Origin of the sequence: Hyalangium versicolor, assembly GCF_020103695.1 — a bacterium.
GTDB lineage: Bacteria > Myxococcota > Myxococcia > Myxococcales > Myxococcaceae > Hyalangium > Hyalangium versicolor.
In genome coordinates, this window is the sequence record NZ_JAHXBF010000012.1 from 369,199 (window position 1) to 388,721 (window position 19,523).

14 protein-coding genes are annotated in these 19,523 nt (G+C 66.8%); 10 read left to right on the forward strand and 4 right to left on the reverse strand.

Annotated elements, in window-relative coordinates:
- Positions 1–22: 22 nt before the first annotated feature.
- Both KY501_RS25865 and def read right to left on the reverse strand, forming a co-directional pair.
- Positions 23–1,099, reverse strand: a complete 1,077-nt coding sequence (locus KY501_RS25865) for a hypothetical protein (RefSeq protein WP_224366110.1) — start codon at positions 1,097–1,099, stop codon at positions 23–25.
- A gap of 52 nt (positions 1,100–1,151) precedes the next feature.
- The gene (gene def / locus KY501_RS25870; RefSeq protein WP_224366149.1) at positions 1,152–1,754 is read right to left on the reverse strand and encodes a peptide deformylase; all 603 of its coding nucleotides are present in this window, start codon (positions 1,752–1,754) and stop codon (positions 1,152–1,154) included.
- A 164-nt stretch (positions 1,755–1,918) separates the two neighbouring features.
- On the opposite strand from def, the gene KY501_RS25875 reads away from it, so the two are divergent.
- Complete coding sequence (locus KY501_RS25875; RefSeq protein ID WP_224366111.1) at positions 1,919–2,701, forward strand: alpha/beta fold hydrolase; 783 nt, start codon at positions 1,919–1,921, stop codon at positions 2,699–2,701.
- Positions 2,702–2,736: 35 nt separating this feature from the next.
- On the opposite strand, the gene KY501_RS25880 is transcribed toward KY501_RS25875, so the two are convergent.
- The gene (locus KY501_RS25880; RefSeq protein ID WP_224366112.1) at positions 2,737–3,951 is read right to left on the reverse strand and encodes a vWA domain-containing protein; all 1,215 of its coding nucleotides are present in this window, start codon (positions 3,949–3,951) and stop codon (positions 2,737–2,739) included.
- 99 nt (positions 3,952–4,050) lie between these two features.
- Complete coding sequence (locus KY501_RS25885) at positions 4,051–4,746, reverse strand: pirin family protein (RefSeq protein ID WP_224366113.1); 696 nt, start codon at positions 4,744–4,746, stop codon at positions 4,051–4,053.
- Positions 4,747–5,238: 492 nt separating this feature from the next.
- Here KY501_RS25885 and KY501_RS25890 point away from each other — a divergent pair, with 492 nt between their 5' ends.
- The 9 genes from KY501_RS25890 (at position 5,239) to KY501_RS25930 (ending at position 18,756) form a co-directional block, all read left to right on the forward strand.
- Entirely contained in the window at positions 5,239–6,285 is a 1,047-nt protein-coding gene (locus KY501_RS25890) for an NAD(P)-dependent alcohol dehydrogenase (protein WP_224366114.1), read from the forward strand.
- A 44-nt stretch (positions 6,286–6,329) separates the two neighbouring features.
- Positions 6,330–6,707 (forward strand): peptide chain release factor family protein, encoded by a 378-nt coding sequence (locus tag KY501_RS25895; RefSeq protein ID WP_224366115.1) that lies wholly within the window; start codon positions 6,330–6,332, stop codon positions 6,705–6,707.
- Positions 6,704–7,135 carry a GTP pyrophosphokinase gene (locus KY501_RS25900; protein WP_224366116.1) on the forward strand — a complete coding sequence of 144 codons (432 nt, stop codon included), beginning with the start codon at positions 6,704–6,706 and terminating at the stop codon, positions 7,133–7,135. The genes KY501_RS25895 and KY501_RS25900 overlap by 4 nt, the downstream gene beginning before the upstream one ends.
- A gap of 126 nt (positions 7,136–7,261) precedes the next feature.
- The gene (locus KY501_RS25905) at positions 7,262–10,561 is read left to right on the forward strand and encodes a PAS domain-containing sensor histidine kinase (RefSeq protein ID WP_224366117.1); all 3,300 of its coding nucleotides are present in this window, start codon (positions 7,262–7,264) and stop codon (positions 10,559–10,561) included.
- 99 nt (positions 10,562–10,660) lie between these two features.
- Positions 10,661–12,061, forward strand: coding sequence for an asparagine--tRNA ligase (gene asnS / locus KY501_RS25910; RefSeq protein ID WP_224366118.1), 1,401 nt, complete (start codon positions 10,661–10,663; stop codon positions 12,059–12,061).
- A gap of 62 nt (positions 12,062–12,123) precedes the next feature.
- Positions 12,124–14,823, forward strand: a complete 2,700-nt coding sequence (locus KY501_RS25915) for a type VI secretion system Vgr family protein (RefSeq protein ID WP_224366119.1) — start codon at positions 12,124–12,126, stop codon at positions 14,821–14,823.
- A gap of 15 nt (positions 14,824–14,838) precedes the next feature.
- Positions 14,839–15,423, forward strand: a complete 585-nt coding sequence (locus KY501_RS25920) for a hypothetical protein (protein WP_224366120.1) — start codon at positions 14,839–14,841, stop codon at positions 15,421–15,423.
- A gap of 3 nt (positions 15,424–15,426) precedes the next feature.
- Entirely contained in the window at positions 15,427–17,700 is a 2,274-nt protein-coding gene (locus tag KY501_RS25925; protein ID WP_224366121.1) for a type VI secretion system Vgr family protein, read from the forward strand.
- Between the two features lie 12 nt (positions 17,701–17,712).
- Positions 17,713–18,756, forward strand: a complete 1,044-nt coding sequence (locus KY501_RS25930) for a DUF2169 family type VI secretion system accessory protein (protein ID WP_224366122.1) — start codon at positions 17,713–17,715, stop codon at positions 18,754–18,756.
- Positions 18,757–19,523 lie beyond the last annotated feature (767 nt).

Genomic DNA, 19,523 nt, shown 5'->3' on the forward strand with positions numbered 1-19,523 from the left:
CTGGACTGAAGGAGAGGCGGGATCAGAGGGCGGAGCTGTTGATGCCGGTGCGCAAGGCGGCCTTCATGGCCAGGAGGAGCCGGTTCGAGAGCTGCTCGTACACCTGGGCGTCCGGGCCATCGAAGCCCATGTCATTCCACGAACCCATCCCGCCAAACACATCCGACGCCAGGGCGGCGTTGACGAGCTGCACGGCCGGCACGGGCAATTTCTGGAGCAGCAACAGCTCGAGGACATCCTCAAGCGGTTGGGGTTCGAGGGACAGGCGCAGCAGGCAGCGGCGGAAGTGTTTACTCCAGAACTTCAGCTCACGCTGTTCGGCGAACGTCTTCACGGCCTGCAGCGCACTGGCGAGCTCGGCCCGGCAGGAGTCGACGTTGCGCTCGGCCAGGGACGCGTCGCCCGGGCCCACGGGGAAGTACTCGAAGGAGAGGCTGGTGGAGCCCGGGGCAGGGGTGAAGAACGTGTTCCACTTCACCGTCTCGTCGGGCTCCACCTCGTGGCCTTCGCCTACGGGCTCCACCTCGACGCTCAGCGGCATGGCGCGCTGGATGATCTCCTGCATGTCGTCGAGCGAGCGGGATTCGAGGAAGGCGCGGAGGCTGCGTCCCTGGAGCTCGGAGCCCAACTCGCGCGTGAGCGCCGCCTCCCAGGCCTTCGCCTGCCGGCGGCCGAGAAGGAACTCGAGCAACTGGGCGCCGGAGATTTCATAGAGGCGCGGACGCACCTCGCCGGGCATGAAGCACTCGGAGCGCTGTCCCTGGGTGAAGAGGAGGAGCCCCACGCCGCCGCCGCCCATGAAGCCCTCCCGGATGTGGGCGGGCAGCTCGCGGACGCCCTGCTGCGGGTGGGTGTCCCAGGGGCCTGGAGCGAACCACAGGCGAGCTTCGGGCGAGGCCCGCGCCTGGAGCCACTCCTGGAAGGACATTCTTCCGCCCTGCTCGTCCCGCATCGTCACCCGCGAGTACAGGCGGCTCTGCGCGCGCAGGCCGATGCTCATGAAGTCTTCGACTTCTTCCCAGCGAGCCGAGCCCGGCTGGCGCAGCGCTCGGTTGCCGGTGGTGACAAGGACCGTGGTGCAGACATCGGTGGGGCGCATGGGCGAACCTGTACCTCCTTGGAGAGCCATCGACGAGCGTCAGCACGACCTGTCAGCCCTGACGCTCCGGCAATCCGAGCGCCTTGCGCACCTCAACCGTCGAGCGCCCCGCCCAGTGGCGGCGGTGGTTCTCCACGAGGGCGAAGCTCCGCGTCTCCATCCGATCCAGGTAGAGCGTGCCGTCCAGGTGATCCACCTCGTGCTGGAGGATGCGCGCGTACCAGCCCCGAGCCGAGATGGAGACAGGCTTGCCGTTCTCATCCAGCGCCTCCACGCGCACGCCGCGCGCCCGAGCCACCAGCGCCGAGTACCCGCTGACGCTCAGGCAGCCCTCGAAGAACTCCACGGGCGTGGGATCCTCCACCACCAGGCGCGGGTTGATGAGCACATGGAAGTCCACCGGCTTGCGCTCGCGTGCGGCCAGCTCTTCCGGAGAGACACCCGCCTGATACTCGGCCCGATCCTCCACCACGACGACACGCAGCCCCATCCCCACCTGCGGTGCGGCCAGCCCCACCCCGGGCGTGTCCCGCATCGTGTCGCGCATGAGCGCAATCAGTGATTTCACCTCGGGGTTGGCAATCTCCTCGGGCGTCAGCTCCCGGGCCCGCTGCCTCAATACGGGCTCTCCCGCCTGGACGATCTTGAGCACCATCGGCATCGCAGCGCCTCCGCGTGTACGTGTGGAACTGGCAAGAGCCTGCGCCGTAGCTGACCTTCAGCGTGCGTGCAATGCCATACACTCTCCGGCGCGGTTGTCATCTCCCGGACGGCGAGGTGTCCGCCTCACGCCCAGCGGTGATCTGCTAGAAGGGGGCCATGCCCATCGCAGAGCTCAATGGACAGGGAATCTTCTTCGAGGATTCGGGAGGCCCCGGCCGCCCCGTCATCCTGGCGCACGGCTTCCTCATGGACAGCCGGATGTTCGACCCGCAGGTGGAGGTACTCGCCCCCGAGTTCCGCGTCATCCGCTGGGACGCGCGAGCCTTCGGGCGCACCCGGTGGGATGGCAAGCCCTTCTCCCTGTATGACCTGGCCGCCGACTGCGTGGCGCTGCTCGATCACCTGGGCATCGACAAGGCCGTGGTGGGTGGCATGTCGCAGGGAGGCTACTGCGCGCTGCGCATCGCCCTGCGCTACCCCGAGCGCGCGAAGGCGCTCGTGCTCATGAGTACCCGCGGCACGAACGATGACGAGCAGGCGAAGGCCAGCTACGTGCAGGCGGCCCAGGTCTGGTCCTCGGTGGGCCCCGAGCCCATCGTCCAGGCTCTCGCGGGCCCCCTCCTTGGCGACCCGCGCCTGTTCCCCACGTGGCTGGAGCGCTGGCGTCAGGTGCCCTCGGCGAACTACCTGGCCGCCGTCCGCAACCTCACCGACCGGGACGACATCACCGCTCGGCTGAAGGAGATCCGCTGCCCCGCCTTCATCACCCATGGGCTGGAGGACACCGGAACTCCCCCTTCGGATGGCGAGTTCCTCCACAAGACGCTGCCGGGCAGCGTCCGCTTCGTCCCCGTGCCCCAGGCCACGCACGCGGCCAACCTCTCGCACCCGGAGGTGGTCAATCCGCCGCTGCTCGAGTTCCTGCGCACCTACGCATGAGCCGGGGAACGGCGTGAGCCTCGCCGCCCGAGCCCTCAGTAGGCCACGCCATACGTGGCGGCCTGAGTCCTCACGCTCTTCATCACGTTGTCATCGAAGCTGTCCGACTTCTCCGCCACGTTCTTCTCACGCCACGTGTCGCGGTCCGCCGCCAGCTTCGCCGCCTTGGCCTCCAGCACCTTGCGCTCATCGGCGAGCTGCTTCACCTTCGCCGCCTGCTCCTCCTTCTTCAGCCCCTGCAGCGCCGCCGGGAGCTCCGCCGACTTCACCGAGGCCAGGGCCTCGGGCTTCTCCACCAGATCCACCGCCCCGCCCACGGCCACGGGCGCACTGCTCGCCGCCGGAGCGGCCATGGCCGAGCCCCCGGAGCGCGCCTTCTTCATGTAGCTGATGCGCTCGGCGGCCTGCTCCGGCGCCAGCGTGGCCATCTGCGACGCGCGGTCCATGTTCTGCGCCTGCACGTCCGCCGTGCCCGTGTACAGCGTCTTGGTGGCGATCTCCGCGTTCACCTTCGCCAGCTCCGCGTCATACGGCGTCGCCACCGCCAGCATGCCGCCCTCCTGGCCAATGGTGTCGAACGTGCCATCCGTCAGCTTCGCCGCGTACCTCCACGCCGTCGCCGTCTCCTCATCCCCGCCGCAGCGCACCGTGTTCACCACGATGTGGCGCTCCTTGGCCTGCCTCGACCAGGACTTGAAGCTCCACTTCTCCTCACGCGCGGCCGGCGGCGCATCGCCCACCAGGAAGATGACCTTCATCGTCTCGCGGTTGTCGCTCCAGCTCATCTTCGACACCGCCTCGCCCAGCCCGCGGCCCACGTGCTCGGGAGTGTCCCCACCGCCATCCGCGCTGAACTGGCGCAGGTGGGTGAACACCGTGTCCAGGTCCTCGCTCAAGTCGAAGCGCTTCGTCACGTACTCGTCCCCCACGTCCCGGTAGCCCACCAGCCCCACCTTCAGCCGAGGCGTCGGCTTGCCCGTGGCGATCCGCGAGGCGATGGAGAAGATCTTCTGCTTGGCGCCCTCGAGCAGCCCGGACATCGAGCCCGTCGTATCCAGCACGAAGACCACCTCGATCTGCGGCCGGGCCTCCTTCTTCGGAGCCTCCTCGGGCGCCTTCACCTGCGCGGGCTGCTCCTGCTTGGGAGCGGCAGCCGCGGCGGGAGTCTCCGCGAAGGCCAGGGGAGCAGAGAGCGTAACAGTGGCGAGCGCGGCGGCCAGGACAGGCCGCGCGAGGAATTTCAGGGACATGGAAGGCTCCAGGGGAAGTGTTCCCCAGAAACGGACGAGGGCGCGGAAAGGTCTATGCCCTCCCGCGCCCTCCTATCTCCGCCTGTCTCACGCTGGCGCTCAGGCCAGATCGAAGAGCAGCGCCTCCACCGGCTCGTTGGCCGTGAGGACCAGCGAGCTCTCGTTGGAGATCGCCGCGCCGTCACCGGCGTTGAGGGCCACGCCGTTCAGCGTGGCCGAGCCCCGAGCGATCTGCACCCAGGCGTGTCGGCCGGGATTCAGCGTGTACTCGGCCTTCTCGCCCTTGCCCAGCAGCGTGCTGTTCAGCGTCATGTCCTGGTGGACCGTCACCGAGCCTTCACGCCCGTCCGGAGAGGCCACCACGCGGAACCGGCCCTGACGCTCCTTCTCGGAGAACGCCTTCTGCTCGTAGCTGGGCTCCAGGCCTCGCCGCTCGGGGATGATCCAGATCTGCAGCAGGTGCAGCTCCTGATCAAAGCGGTTCTGCTCGCTGTGCAGCACACCCGTACCGGCGGTCATGCGCTGCACCTCGCCCGGACGGATGACGCCGTGGGTGCCCATGCTGTCGCGGTGCTCCACCTGCCCACCCAGGACGTAGGTGATGATCTCCATGTCCCGGTGCGGGTGGGTGCCAAACCCGGTGCGCGGCGCCACGCGATCCTCATTGATGACGCGCAGGCTGCGGAAGCCCATGTTGTCCGGGTCGTAGTAATCCGCGAACGAGAACGAGTGATAAGTATCGAGCCAACCGTGGTTGGCGTGGCCTCGGGCTTCAGCGGGTCGAACGTTGATCATAGGGTGCTCCTTCGTGTTGCCTGTCTGAGATGCCCCCGCCCTCTTGGCGTTGCGGGCCGCTCAGGCTTCCCTGGCGACACCCCGTACAAGAGCAAGCCCATTGCCAACCCATAACCCCCTGAATTCAGGCTGAAACGAATCAGCCCCATCCGCCCACACTCTCAAATTGAGAGAGAGAACCTCTCCAAGCGAGAGCGCCCCACCCAGCAGGGGGCCAACCGTGGGCCGAGGCGCCTGTGCCCTCCGGGAGGCCAGCCTCGTCCCCCCCGCAGTGCCTGTAGCACCGGGATTGACGACACCGGAGATGCGCCGCGAACGCCCCGATTGCTTGGAACAAAGCCACCAGACGTAGCACGTCGTTTCTATTCGGTGCGAGCGCGGTGATCGTCTCTCGTTGGCCAGGAACCGGCCCTTGGGCGATGCCCGTGGGACCAGGGCGCAGGGTCGTGACAGTCGGGATCACACCACGAAAGGCGTACAGGAGCACTCCACATGAGAGCGAAGGCCTATCAACTCGTCGAGTGGCAGAAGCCGCCGGAGCTGCGCGAGGTGGATGTTCGAGACCCCGGTCCGGGCGAGGTGCTGCTCAGGGTGGGAGGTTGCGGGGCTTGCCACACGGACCTGACGATCATGGGGATCCCCCCGGGGTTCATGCCGTACAAGCTTCCGTTCACGCTGGGGCATGAGACGGCGGGATGGGTGGAGGCGGTGGGGGCGGGAGTGACGGGACTCGAGCGCGGGCAGGCCATGCTCGCGTATGGCCCGTGGGGCTGCGGTCGCTGCAAGCCGTGCAGACAGGGCAGCGAGAACCACTGCGAGCGAGTGGTCGAGCTGGGCTATCACGGAGGAGGGATGGGGCGAGACGGAGGCATGGCTCACTACGCCATCGTGCCGTCGTCCCGGCTGCTGGTGCCGTTGGGCTCGTTGGATCCGCGGGACTGGGCGCCCCTGGCGGACGCGGCGCTGACGCCGTACCACACCATCAAGAGGATGCAGCCACAGCTGGTGCCAGGCACAGCGGCGGTGATCATCGGTGTGGGAGGGCTGGGGCAGATGGCCGTTCAGCTGCTGCGCGAGCTGACGCCCGCTCGCGTCATCGCCGTGGACATGTCGGCGGAGAAGCTATCGCGGGCGAAGGAGCTGGGCGCGGACAACGCCGTGCGCGCGGACGACAAGGCCCAGGAGCACATCCGCGAGCTGACGCAGGGCCAGGGCGCGGAGCTGGTGATGGACCTGGTGGGCTCGGATGCGACGCTGAAGCTGGCGGCCAGCGTCGCGCGAGCGCGGGGGCTGATCGCGTTGATCGGCCTGGGAGGTGGCGTCCTTCCCTTCCACTTCTTCGGCGTGCCGACCGAATGCCAGGTGGTGGCGCCTTTCTGGGGAACGCTCCCCGAGATGCTGGAGGTGGTGGAGCTGGCCCAGGCGGGCCGCCTCCGCATGACGGTGGAACGCTTCCCGCTGGAACAGGTGGCGGACGTCTACCGACGCATGCATGAGGGGACGCTGAAGGGGCGCGCGATCATCACCCCGCACGGATGAGCCCCGGTGCGCAACGCCGCTCCAAACGCTAGGGTACAGCCCACATGAGCACCTCCCCCGCCCGCCGACAGGCCGCACTGGCAGCCCTCGCGCTCGACGACGAGGCCCTGCTGAAGGCCTGCGACGTGGAGTACTTCATCGCCTCCGGCCCCGGCGGCCAACACCGGAACAAGACCGAGAGCGGCGTGCGCCTCACCCACCCGCCCACTGAGCTGTCCATCACCGCCACCGAGCGCCGCAGCCAGATCCAGAACAAGGGCGTGGCGCTCGAGCGCCTGCGCGAGGGTCTCAAGGCGCTCACCTTCGTGCCCAAGGTGCGCCGCGCGACGAAGCCCTCGAAGGGCTCGCAGAAGCGCCGCCTGGAGAACAAGAAGCTCACCGGCCAGAAGAAGGCCCTGCGCGGCAAGAAGGACATCTGGTGAGCCCCCCGCGCACGCTCGAAGACGCCATCGCCCTCGCCGTGGAGGCCCACCGGGGCCAGCGAGACAAGGCCGGGCAGACCTATATCCTCCACCCGCTGCGAGTGATGATGCGCCTGGAGACAGACGCCGAGCGCATGACGGCCATCCTCCACGACGTGGTGGAGGACACCCCGTACACGCTGGAGCGCCTGCGCGAGCTGGGCTACCCGGAAGAGGTGCTCGGCGCGCTGGACTGCCTGACAAAGCGCGAGGGCGAGTCCTACGAGGGCTTCATCGAGCGCATCCGCCCTCACCCGCTGGCACGCAGAGTGAAACTCGCGGATCTGGAAGACAACATGGACGTGCGCCGCCTGCTGACGGTGGGTGCCAGGGAGACCGAGCGGCTGGCCCGCTACCGCGCCGCCTGGGCTCGCCTGAAGGAGGCATGAAGTCAGCCAGTCCGTCGTCCGCCACCAGCCCGCCTACCCTTGCTCAACCCTCCCCCCATTGAGACCTTTCTACCGAGGTCTCCCGGTAGGGGAAGTGAGCCAGGCCATGTCTCGGAATGCTCCAGGGTGGATGGGTGTCGGCAGGGCTCGGAGCACTCCCAGGAGCGCGTGGAGGTGACCGAGTCCGGCGCGAGCCCTCCTTCGCTGGAGGTGGTCGGGGGAATCACCGAGGAGCAGTCGCGCTTCTTCCTGGAAATCATGGTGGCCAGCGCACCGATCGGGCTGGCCTTCGTGGATCTGGATCTGCGCTTCGTCTACATCAACGACACCCTGGCGGAATACAACGGAGTGCCCCGCGCCGCGCACCTGGGCCGCAAGGTGAAGGACATCGTCCCGCGGATCTGGGAGTTCATCGAACCGCACTACCGTCTTGTCGTGGAGCAGCAGAGGCCCGTGCTCAACCTCCAGCTCACCGGAGAAACCTCCCGAGCCCCTGGCGTGCGCCGCTCGTGGCAGTGCAGCTACTACCCCGTCCGGGACGCGGCGGGCACGCTGTGCGGAATAGGGACGGTCGTCACGGAGGTCACCGAGCAGCGCCGGGCCGAGGAGGCACTCCGGGCCAGCGAGCGGCGCTACCGCTGTCTCGTGGAGTCCATGCACCAACCGGTGTGGACGCTCAATCTCCGCGGAGAGATCGTCGAGCCCGCTCCGCGCTGGCGCGAGTTCACGGGCCAGCAGGATGACGAGTACGTGCGCCATGGGTGGCTCACCGCCATCCACCCCGATGACCGGCCGCGGATGATGAGCGAGTGGCGCCACGCACTGGCAGAGCGCGTGCCCTACCAGACCGAGCTTCGGCTCCAGCGCCACGATGGCTTGTGGCGCGACGTCATCCTGCGGTGCGTCCCCGTCCTCCAGGAGGAGGGCTCCGTGATCGAGTGGCTGGGCGTGGCCGAGGACATCAGCGCGCGCAAGCGGGCCGAACGTGCGCTCCAGCAGGCCACCACGGAGCTCCAGCACAGCGAGGAGCGCTACCGCACCTTCATCAACCAGAGCACCGAGGGCATCTGGCGCATGGAGCTGGCACCCCCCATCTCCGTGGCGCTCCCCGAGGAGCAGCAGCTCGAGGCCATCTTCCGCAGCGCGTACCTGGCCGAGTGCAACACCGCCATGGCGAAGATGCACGGCCTGCAGGCGCCCATCTCTCCAGTGGGGCGGCGGCTGGACCAGTTCCTCACCCGCTCCAACCCACGTGACGTGGAGTACCTCCGCGCCTTCATCCGCAGCGGTTACCGGCTGGAGAACTCCGAGCTGAGGCAGGTGCACTCGGATGGCAGGCCCCAGGTGTTCCTCAGCAACCTGGTCGGCGTGGTGGAGGACGGCCATCTCGTGCGCGCCTGGGGGACCCAGCGCGACGTGACGGAGCAGTACATGGCTCAACTGGCCCTGGAATCCAGCCAGGAGGAGGCCCGGCACAACGCCCAGCAGCTCCGCGTCATCACCGACGCCTTGCCAGCACTCGTGAGCTACGTCGATCGCGACGAGCGCGTCCTGTTCTGCAACCAGGCCCATGAGAGCTGGTTTGGCGCCAGGGGGGAGCAGTTGGTCGGCAGAACAGTGCGGGAGATCTTCACTGAGCGCTACCCACGGGTGAGGGAGTGGGTCCGCAGGGCGCTCTCGGGCGAGACCGTGCGCTACGAGGCCGCCTACACACGCAAGGACGGACAGCCTGTCTATGTGCAGGCCACCTATATCCCCAGCCGTGACGCCCGAGGCGAGGTGCAAGGCTTCGTGGCTCACCTCCACGACATCACCGACCGCAAGCGGGCGGAGCTCGAACTGGAGGCACAGCGCTCCCGGCTCGAGGACATCCTCATCAACTGCCCGGCCCCCATCTGCATCTTGAGCGGCCCCCAGCAGGTCTTCACCCTGGCCAATCCCATCTTCCAGAAGCTGTCAGGGATCCCGAAGCTCCTGGGGACCTCCATGCACGAGCTGATGTCGGACGAGGATGGCCGCTCCTATTCCGAACGGGTCCGCCGCGTCTACGAGACGGGAGAGCCCCTCTTCCAGAAGGAGTTCCGCGCGCGCGTCGGTGCCTCGAGCCGGCACCCCGGTGCGTCCGATGGCATGGAGGAATACCGGCTCTTCGACATCCTGCTCCATCCCCTGCGTGACGCCCAGGGACAGGTGGACTCGGTCATGAGCTTCTCCATCGATGTGACGGAGCAGGTGGAGGCCCGGCAGAAGATGGAGGAGTGGGCAGCCCACCTCTCCCACCAGGAGCAGTGGCTGCGCTCGGTGCTGGACGTCATGCCCGTGGCGCTGCTGCTGCTGGAGCCTGGCACCGGGCGGGTGCTCTTCGCCAACCAGACCGCCCACCGGATGGCGGGGGGGACCTTCCCTATGGGGGTGCCCTCGACGCAGTACGGCACGGTCTACGAACTGCTGCACGAGGACGGCACTCCCATCCCCACGGAGTTCGTCCCCGGAGTGAGGGCGGCGCGAGGAGAACAAGTCCGAGGCGCGTCCTTGACCTGGGTGACGCCCGCGGGGCGCTACTGCCTGCTCATCGACTCCGAGATACTCCCGGCGGCCCATGGTCACCCGTCCACCGTCCTGCTGACGCTCCAGGACGTGAGCCAGCTCAAGCACACGCAGGACCAGCTCCAGAAGGCCGTGCAGCTCCGGGACGAGTTCCTCACGGTGGCCTCGCACGAGCTGAGAACGCCGCTCACTCCCCTGCAGCTCAAGCTGCAGTCCCTCATGCGAGACTGCGCGGCCGAGCTGCCTCCCGAGCAACTGCGCGAGCGCGTCCGCAAGACGGCCGCGAGCGCCACCCTGCAGATCCACAAGCTCGTGGAACTCATCGGCGATCTGCTCGACGTCTCCCGGCTCTCCGAAGGCCGGCTGTCCCTGTTCATCGAGCCGGTGGACCTGGCGGACCTGGTCCGGGAGGTGGCCGAGCACTTCGAGTCCGAGTCCCGCCGCGTCCGGGCACCGCTCGTCATCCTGGCCGAGGCGCCCGTCATCGGGTTCTGGGATCGCCTGCGGCTGGAGCAGGTCGTCGACAACCTCCTCTCCAACGCACTCAAGTACGGGCCGGGCAGGCCCGTCACACTCCGGGTGGAACTCCGGGGGGACAGGGCCCAGCTCACCGTGAGCGACGAGGGCATTGGCATCGCGTCCGAGAGCCTGCCGCGCATCTTCGAGAAGTTCGAGCGGGCCGTCTCCCCCCGCCACTACGGCGGCCTGGGCCTGGGCCTGTACATCACCCGACAGGTCATCCACGCGATGGGAGGCACCATCCAGGTGGAGAGCCAATTGGAGCGAGGGGCCACCTTCACCGTGGAACTGCCGCTCACGGGGGCCGGAACCCCACCCAGGGGGGCCGCCAGCGCTCCTCTCCCGGGCCGGAAGGCCTGAGAGCGTGCCATCGGCAGGCGCCTTGCCGCAACAGCGCTCTTGTCCTTCGGCCCGAGCACGGCTAACTCGCTCCCCCGACTTGGAGCAAGGGAGAGCGCCATGCAGGTGGTCAGTGTGAAGAAGGCCCTCGCGGGCTCGGTGCCCGCGGGCTCGAAGGTGGAGATCCGCGGCTGGGTGCGCACGCGCCGTGACTCGAAGGCCGGCATCAGCTTCGTCAACGTGCACGATGGCTCGGTGTTCGATCCCATCCAGGTGGTGGCGCCCAACACGCTGCCCAACTACGAGAAGGAGATCCTCCACCTCACCGCGGGCTGCTCCGTCATCGCCCGTGGCACGCTGGTGCAGTCACAGGGCAAGGGCCAGACCTTCGAGGTCCAGGCGGATGAAGTCCAGGTGCTGGGCTTTGTGGATGACGTGGAGACCTACCCCATCCAACCCAAGCAGCACACGCTGGAATTCCTCCGTGAGGTGGCGCACTTGCGCGTGCGCACCAACACCTTCGGAGCCATCACCCGGGTGCGGCACTCGGCGATGCAGGCCGTCCACCGCTTCTTCCACGAAGAGGGTTTCTTCTGGGTGAACACGCCCATCATCACCGCCAGCGACGCCGAGGGCGCCGGGCAGATGTTCCGCGTGTCCACGCTGGACGCCGTCAACCCGCCGCGGACTCCCGAAGGGAAGATCGACTGGCACAAGGACTTCTTCGGCAAGGAGGCCTACCTCACAGTTTCCGGCCAGCTGAACGTGGAGGCCTACTGTCTAGCCATGTCCAAGGTGTACACGTTCGGGCCCACGTTCCGCGCGGAGAACTCGAACACCACGCGCCACCTGGCCGAGTTCTGGATGATCGAGCCAGAGATTGCCTTCGCCAACCTCAACGACGACGCGGATCTGGCCGAGCGCTTCCTGAAGTATGTCTTCAAGGCCGTGCTGAACGAGTGCGCGCCGGACATGAAGTTCTTCGAGGAGCGCGTGCAGAAGGGCGTCACGGAGCGCCTGGAGAAGTTCATCAACTCGAGCTTCGAGCGCATCGACTACACGAAGGCCATCGACATCCTGAAGGGCGCGAAGAAGAAGTGGGACTACACGCCCGAGTGGGGCAATGACTTGCAGACGGAGCACGAGCGCTACCTCACCGAGGAGCACGTGGGCCGGCCGGTGGTGGTGATGAACTACCCGGAGAAGATCAAGGCCTTCTACATGCGCATCAACGAGGACGGCCAAACCGTGGCGGCCATGGACGTGCTGGCGCCTGGGATTGGCGAGATCATCGGCGGCAGCCAGCGCGAGGAGCGGCTGGATGTGCTGGACCAGCGCATGGCGAAATTTGGCCTGAAGCCCGACGGCTACCAGTGGTACCGGGATTTGCGGCGCTACGGCACGGTGCCGCATGCGGGCTTCGGACTCGGATTCGAGCGCCTGATCGTCTACATCTGCGGCCTTCAGAACATCCGTGACGCCATTCCCTACCCGCGCGTTCCGGGCTGGGCGCAGTTCTGAGGTGGCTGTAGTATCCGGGCCCGTCAGGGTCCGGATGTTGGACTGGCATTGAGGGGGGACATGTGGCTCGTGAGCATCGGCTCGTCTTCGAGCTGCAAATAGGACCGCTCGCGGCGGCGGATGTCGTCGCGACGCGGCTGACGGGTGAGGAATCTCTCTCCGAGCCCTTCAACTTCCAGCTCGACTTCTTCCCCGTATCCCAGGAGCCGCTGGACACGAGCGAGCTGCTCGGCACGCAAGCGAGCCTCTCGGTGAGAAATCCCGAGGGGGCCGAGCGCTTCGTGCACGGCTGGGTGGAAGAGGTAGAGGATCTCGGCCCCCGGAATGGGCGGCCTGAATACCGCGTCCGGCTGGTGCCCCAGCTGAGGCAACTGCGACACATCCGGCGCAGCCGCATCTTCCAGCACCTCTCCGTTCCGGACATCGTCTCCAAGGTCTTGAAGGCGGGACAGGTGGATTACCGCCTGGCGCTCTCGGGCAGCTATCCGGCTCGGGAGTACTGCGTGCAGTACCGCGAGTCGGACCTGGACTTCGTGCGCCGGCTTCTCGAGTCGGAGGGCATCTTCTTCTTCTTCGAGCACGGCCCGGACTCACACGTGATGGTGCTGGGAGACGCGGCCGGCGCGCACGAGCCGCTCGCGGGAGAGTCCACCCTGCTCTTCCGCGCGGAGACGGGCCAGGCGCCCACGGTGGGCGAGCACATCACCCACGTGGCGCGCACGCACCGTCTGCTGCCGGGAAAGGTGGCGCTGCGGGACTTCGACTTCGAGCGCCCCACCCTGGACCTGACGACACAGGCCCAGGAGAGCCAGGAGGTGACGGGGCTGGAGATCTACGACTACCCGGCTGACTACGTGCAGCCGGGCGAGGGCAAACGGCTGAGCAAGGTGCGGCTGGAGGAGCTGCGCTTCGGGGTGCGGACGCTGGCGTGTGCTGGGACGTGCCACCGACTGCTGCCCGGAGCCACCTTCTCGCTGGCCGAGCACCCGGAGGCAGAACTCAACGGGGACCTGCTGGTGGTCCGAGTCCGCCACCAGGGCCAGCGCCAGGAGATCGCCGGGGATGCGGAGGCAGTGGAGGGCTCCTATCGCAACGAGTTCGAGACATTGCCGGCGGGAGTGCCGTACCGGCCGCGGCGCAACACTCCCCGCCCTGTGATTCCTGGCATCCAGACGGCCACGGTGGTGGGGCCCGCGGGCGAGGAGCTGCAGCCCGACTCACACCACCGCATCAAGGTCCAGTTCCACTGGGACCGAGAGGGGCAGCGGAACGAGCAGAGTTCCTGCTGGGTGCGCGTGGGGCAACCGTGGGCGGGCGAGGGCTGGGGTTCGAGCTTCATCCCCCGCGTCGGGCAGGAGGTGGTCGTCCGGTTCCTGGAGGGCAACCCGGACCGGCCCCTGGTGGTGGGGGCTGTCTACAACGGGAGCAACCCGCCCCCGGTGGCGCTGCCAGGCGAGAAGACGAAGAGCACGCAACGCACGGACTCCAGCCCTGGGGGCGGAGGCTTCAACGAGGCGCGCATCGAGGACGCAGCGGGCGAGGAGGAGGTCTACCTCCATGCGCAGAAGGACGAGAACCTCGAGACGCTGAACGACAAGACCCAGACCGTCCGTGGCAACGAGACGCTCCTTGTGGAGAAGGACCGCTCGCGGCAGGTGAACGAGAACCAGTCGCTTTCGGTGAAGCTGGAGGATGACTCCACCATCGAGGGCAACCAGTCGCTGAGGGTGACGGGCAACCGCGAGACAAGGGTGAAGGAGAGCCACTCCGAGGAGGTGGACGGCAGCCAGAACATCACCGTGTCGATGGCCCACACGCTGAACGTGAAGGAGGCTGTCGCGATCAACGTGGGTGCGGCGGCGGCGCTGACGATTGGCGCGGCCTACTCGGTGAACGTGGCGCTGGCCTACAACAAGGCGGTGGGAGGGGCCCGGCTGGAGCAGATTGCTGGATTGAAGAGTGAAGACGTGGGGGTCGACCGAACGGAGACGATCGGTGGCAACCGCGGCAGTGATGTTCTGGGCGAGGTGGAGGAAGTGGTGAAGGGCAAGCTGGTCCAGGAGGCGGGCCAGGATCGCAAGGACGAGTCGGGCCGACACACCTTCACCGAGGTGAAGCAGGAGACAGGTTTCAGCTCGAAGGAGATGAAGTTCAAGGCGGACGAGTCGGCCGTGGTGGTGGGCGACGAGCTGGCTCTGCTGATCGACAAATCCGGCACGGTAAAGATCTGGGCGAAGGACCTCACGGTGGACGGCTCGAAGATCAAGCTCAAGGGGAGCCAGATCGAGAAGAAGTCCGGTGGTGGCAACCAGAGCAAGTCCTGCCAGGAGGTGCTGGATCCCTCGGTAGCGGAAGAGCTGGAGACGCATGGCCCTGGCAACAAGGGTCCGCTCTCGCCGCAGGACGCCGCGGCCTTCAAGGACGGCAAGTACACCGTGAAGGTGCTCACCAAGGACGTGCAGGTGGAGCGGCTCCATGGCGGCGGAGCCTTTCCGCAAGGCCGTTGGGTGACGGGTGGATCTCGGCCTCTGGGGTTGGAGGGGAAGATCCGCATGGCGCTCCGCCCCGAATGGGGGAATGCGGCCTCTCAATCCAGCTCCTTCACGCTCAAGGCCGGCACCAAGGTGTACGAGGGCATCGTGGCCGGCCAGGGCACGGGCTATGCCGGAGGCGCGACGCAGATCCTCGTCCACGTGCCTCAGACCATTCTCGACAAGGGAGGTGCCGCGACAGGTGCCTTCCTCAAAGCAGTGTTCCTTTAGGAAAGGCGGGCAGACGTGGGATTGCTACCCAAGCGTTCCATCCTCTCCAAGCTGCACTCGGGCAAGCAGTTCGATTCGCTCGACGAGGTGCAGGAATTCGAGAGGAGACTGGCGGCTGAGTTGGAGAAAGGCACGGTGGAACGCATCCCCGTGGGGAAGCTGTATTCCCATACCACGCCCGAGGAGTGGTACCGGGAGCGGGAGGCCGGAATCGTCTATCGCTACATCCCTCCCGAGTTCCCCCTCAAGGGGCGTTGGGAGCGGGTGGAGAATCCAGAGGAACGCTCCTACTTCGAGCAGTTGAGCCGGGAAGATCAGCCCACGCAGGAGCAATACGCGCAGCTGTCAGCGGAGCTGGAGGAGCGCTGGCGCCGCGGCGAAATCGAGCGTGCGCTGAACACGAACTCGAAGATCGCGGGGACGTGGATCTACCACCATCCCCCCTCGGACGAGACGTTCGAACTCTATCCACCATTGCAGTCCACGAAGCGAGCCATCTGGCAGAAGATCTTCCGCTCCGAGAAGGATGGGAGCTGGCCCGGAGAGTTGAAGAAAGACATTCCACCGGCCCGGGGCGGGACCGAGCGCGAGAGGAAATGAACCATGGCCATTGCCACTGCGCCGTTGGCGGCAAACCAAGCGGAGTTCGAGTTCGAGTGCGGTCCCCACCCGGCTGGAGAGCTGGCCGTGCTGGGCTTCACGGTGGAGGAGTCGCTCTCGGCGCCCTATCAAGCGGAGATCGATCTGGTGCCCGGGCCGGACATCGAGGTGGACGGTGCGGGCCTGCTAGGACAGGACGCTCTGCTCACAATGCAGTTGGGAGATGGCTCGGCGCGCTTCGTCCACGGCATCATCGGCCACGTGCGTTGCTGGGACGAGGGCACGGGACCGGAGCGCAAGCGCTGCCGGGTGCGCGTGGTGCCGAAGCTGTGGACACAGCGCCACGTGCGCCGCAGCCGCATCTTCCAGGAGATGACGGCGCCGGACATCGTGAAAAAGCTGCTGGGAGAGGCGGGGGTGGCGTACCGGCTGGCGCTCTCGGGCAGCTACCCGAAGCGCGAGTACTGCGTGCAGTACCGCGAGTCCAACCTGGACTTCATCTCCCGGCTGCTGGAGGAGGAAGGCATCTTCTACTTCTTCGAGCACGAGCAGGGCGCGCACACGCTGGTCCTCGGGGATTCGCCCTCCGCGCACGAACCGATCCTCGGTGAGGCGCGACTGCTCTTCCGGGACAGGAGCCAGATGGTGGCGGAGTCCGAGGCGGTGAACGCGTTTGCGTCACGCCACGAGGTGCAGCCCGGCGCGGTGATGCTGCGCGACTACAACTTCCTGCGGCCCACGAGTGACTTGAGCGCGGATACCACTGCTGAGGGAGGGGATGCGGCGCTGGAGGTGTACGACTACCCGGGGCGCTATGACGAGGTGGGGGCCGGGCGCAATTATTCGAAGATCCGCATGGAGGAGCTGCGCGCCCGGGCGGAGACAGCTTCGGGTTCGAGCGTCTCCCGCCGGATGACGCCGGGTTATGTGTTCGAGCTGGCCGAGCACCCGACGGGCGCATACGACGGCGAGTACCTGGTGGTGTCAGTGACGCACCGGGGCTCGCAGCCGGAGGTACTGCCGGGAACACAGGTGCGGCAAGAGGGCGAGAGGCAGGATCCCTACCGCAACCACTTCACGTGCCTGCGCAAGGCGGTGCCCTTCCGGCCGGAGCGGAGGACGTCACGCCCGTGGCTGCCGGGGCCCCAGACGGCGGTGGTGGTGGGTCCCGCGGGAGAGGAGATCCACACGGACGAGCACGGCCGCATCAAGGTCCAGTTCCACTGGGATCGCGAGGGCAAGGGGGACGACAAGAGCTCGTGCTGGATCCGGGTGAGCCAGGCGTGGGCAGGGCCGGGCTGGGGAGCGCTGTACCTGCCGCGCATCGGGCAGGAGGTGGTGGTGGAGTTCCTGGAGGGGGATCCGGACCGGCCGCTGGTGACAGGAGGCGTGTACAACGGGCACCACCCACCGCCGTTGGAGCTGCCGGGAGAGAAGACGAAGAGCACGCTGCGTTCGAGTTCGAGTCCGGGCGGAGCGGGATTCAACGAGCTGCGCTTCGAGGACGCGGCGGGCTCGGAGGAGGTGTTCTTCCACGCGCAGAAGGACTTCAACATCGTCGTGGAGAACGACAAGTCCCAGAAGGTGGGCGGCAACGAGAAACTGCTGGTGGAGAAGGACCGGAGCCGGGAGGTGCACGGCAACCAGTCGTTGGAGGTGAAGAGGGACGACTCATCGGTCATCGGCGGCAACCAGACGCTGGACGTGACGCAGAACCGATCGACGACCGTGGGGGGCAACCACACGGAATCGATTGGAGGGCACCAGTCCGTGACGGTGGGCGGCGCGCAGAGCGTATCGGTGGCGCTGGCCTCGGCGGAGAACATCGGACTGGGGAAGGCGGTGAACATCGGCGGGGCCTACGCGGTGACTGTGGGCGGCGCAATGAACGAGTTGGTGGGTGGATTGAAGTCCGAGCAGGTGGGCGGCGCGAAGGTGGAGATGGTGGGCGCCAAGAAGTCGGAGACGGTGAAGGGCAACCGGACGTTGAGCGTGGGCGGGGACTACTCGGAGACGGTGAAGAAGAAGCGCAACCTGAAGGTGGACCAGGACCACCTGCTCAACGTGGGAGGCAAGTTCCAGATTGTCGCGAAGGAGAGCTACGCCATTCAGGGCAAGGAGCTGGTGCTGGCGGCGGAGGAGTCGTTCACGCTGCAGGTGGGCAGCGCGACGATCCAGGTGAAGAAGGACGGCAAGGTGGTCATCAAGGGCGGGAAGATCGAAGTAACGGCCTCGGGTGACATGGTGCTGAAGGCCTCGGAAATCAAAGAGAACTGAGCCCCGGCCGTCATGCCCAACCTCGAGAACCTCACCCGCTTCAGTGCCGTGGACCTACCCTCGATGAACAAGGAGGGTGAGGAGTTGCTGGTCATCTGCGTGGCCGGACGCTTCGACCTGCCGCCAGCGGGGAGACCCTTGAACGAGCCACCCAAGCCTAGCGAGGAGCAGCGTCCACCAGTAATGGAGGACGTCTACTGGGGCGAGCCTGGAACCTCCAGCCTGCGCTACGAGGGCCAGACTGCGTACACCCGGCCAGGAACTGACATCTACGTCTCGGGCCACGCCTGGGCGCCGGGCGGCAAACCCGTCTCGGAGATGCTGGCGGCAGTGAAGGTGGGGCCGTGCCAGAAGGGCATCCGCGTCTTCGGAACGCGTGTCTGGTACCGAGGTGCACTGGGCCTCAAGGCCTCTGCACCGCGGCCCTTCGAGTCCATGCCGCTGCGGTACGAGCGGAGCTTCGGAGGAGCAGCACAAACCACGGGCAAGGAGCCCCCGGCGTCAGAGCCGAGGAACCCAGTGGGCCTGGGCTTCTACGGCTCGGCCAAGGAGGCCATCGAGCAGCCGCTACCGAACCTCGAGGATCCGCTCCACCTCATGAGAAGTCCAACGGAGCGAGTACAGCCTACGGGCTTCGGTCCCATCGCTCGAGGTTGGCAGCCACGACTGGGCTTCGCTGGCACCTACAATGAGGCCTGGGTGGAGAACCGGGCCCCTCTCTGGCCTCGCGACTTCGATCCGCGCTTCTTCCTTGCAGCCTCCCCTGGACTCGTGGCGTCACCAGGGTTGAAAGGAGGAGAGCCCGTGGTGCTCTCGGGCTTCTCGCCTGATGGGCAGATCGCGTTTCCCCTCCCCCATCATCGATTGATGGTGAAGACCGTGTTCCGCCACCGAGTCGACCGCCGTGAGATGGAACTGGATGCAGTGCTGCTCGAATCTGAAGAACGGGCACTAACGCTCATCTGGCGCACGACGGTTCCGACCCATCGAGAACTCACTCAGCACGAATCCAGCATCGTCCGGGAGTTGGAGTCCTGGGAGGAGTCGCCCACATGAGCACGCGCGATCGAGGAACGGATGAGATAGCGATCGTCGGCCTCGGAATGTGCACGCCTCTTGGGCTGACTGCCAGAGCCACCCAGGTGGAACTCGCCGCAGGGACGGTGCGCTTCTTTGAAACGGACGTACTGGATGGTACCGGCGAACCGGTCCGAGGCTCCGTGCTGACCCTGCTCGAACCAGGGCTCACCCGAACGGAGCGAATGGCTGCACTGGCGGTCACCGCGCTTCATGAGCCCCTCGCGGACCTTGCCTCGTTGCAAGTCGAGCACCTGCCATTGCTTCTGGCTCTGCCAGAACCAAGGAGCGGCTCGCCCTTCGAGCTGGCAACAATCCTGGAGGCGCTTCAGAGTGCTTCAGCCCCAGTGCGGATAGAGTCCTCCGAGGGCACTGTCTTTCATGAGGGGCGCGCCGGGTTCTTCCACGCACTGTCCCAAGCCTCTCGGCTCTTGAGGACGCGCAAGTTCCCCTGGGTCCTCGTCGGTGGAGTGGATTCGATGTGTGATATTGGCTCTCTGGCCTACCATTCAAGGAACGGACGGACGCTGGGGCCGAGCACGCGAGACGGAATTCTGCCTGGAGAGGGGGCTGGATTCTTCCTCCTGGGCTACCACGTGCCGTCAAGCAAACGCGCGACATCGCCTCTGGGCTGGATCGTGAGCTGCGCCCTCTCGCATGAGCCCCACTCCTTCCTTCAACTGAGCCCCAATCTGGCTGAGGGGTTGACTGCAGCCTTCCAGCAACTGAGCGCGCACCCAGCCGCG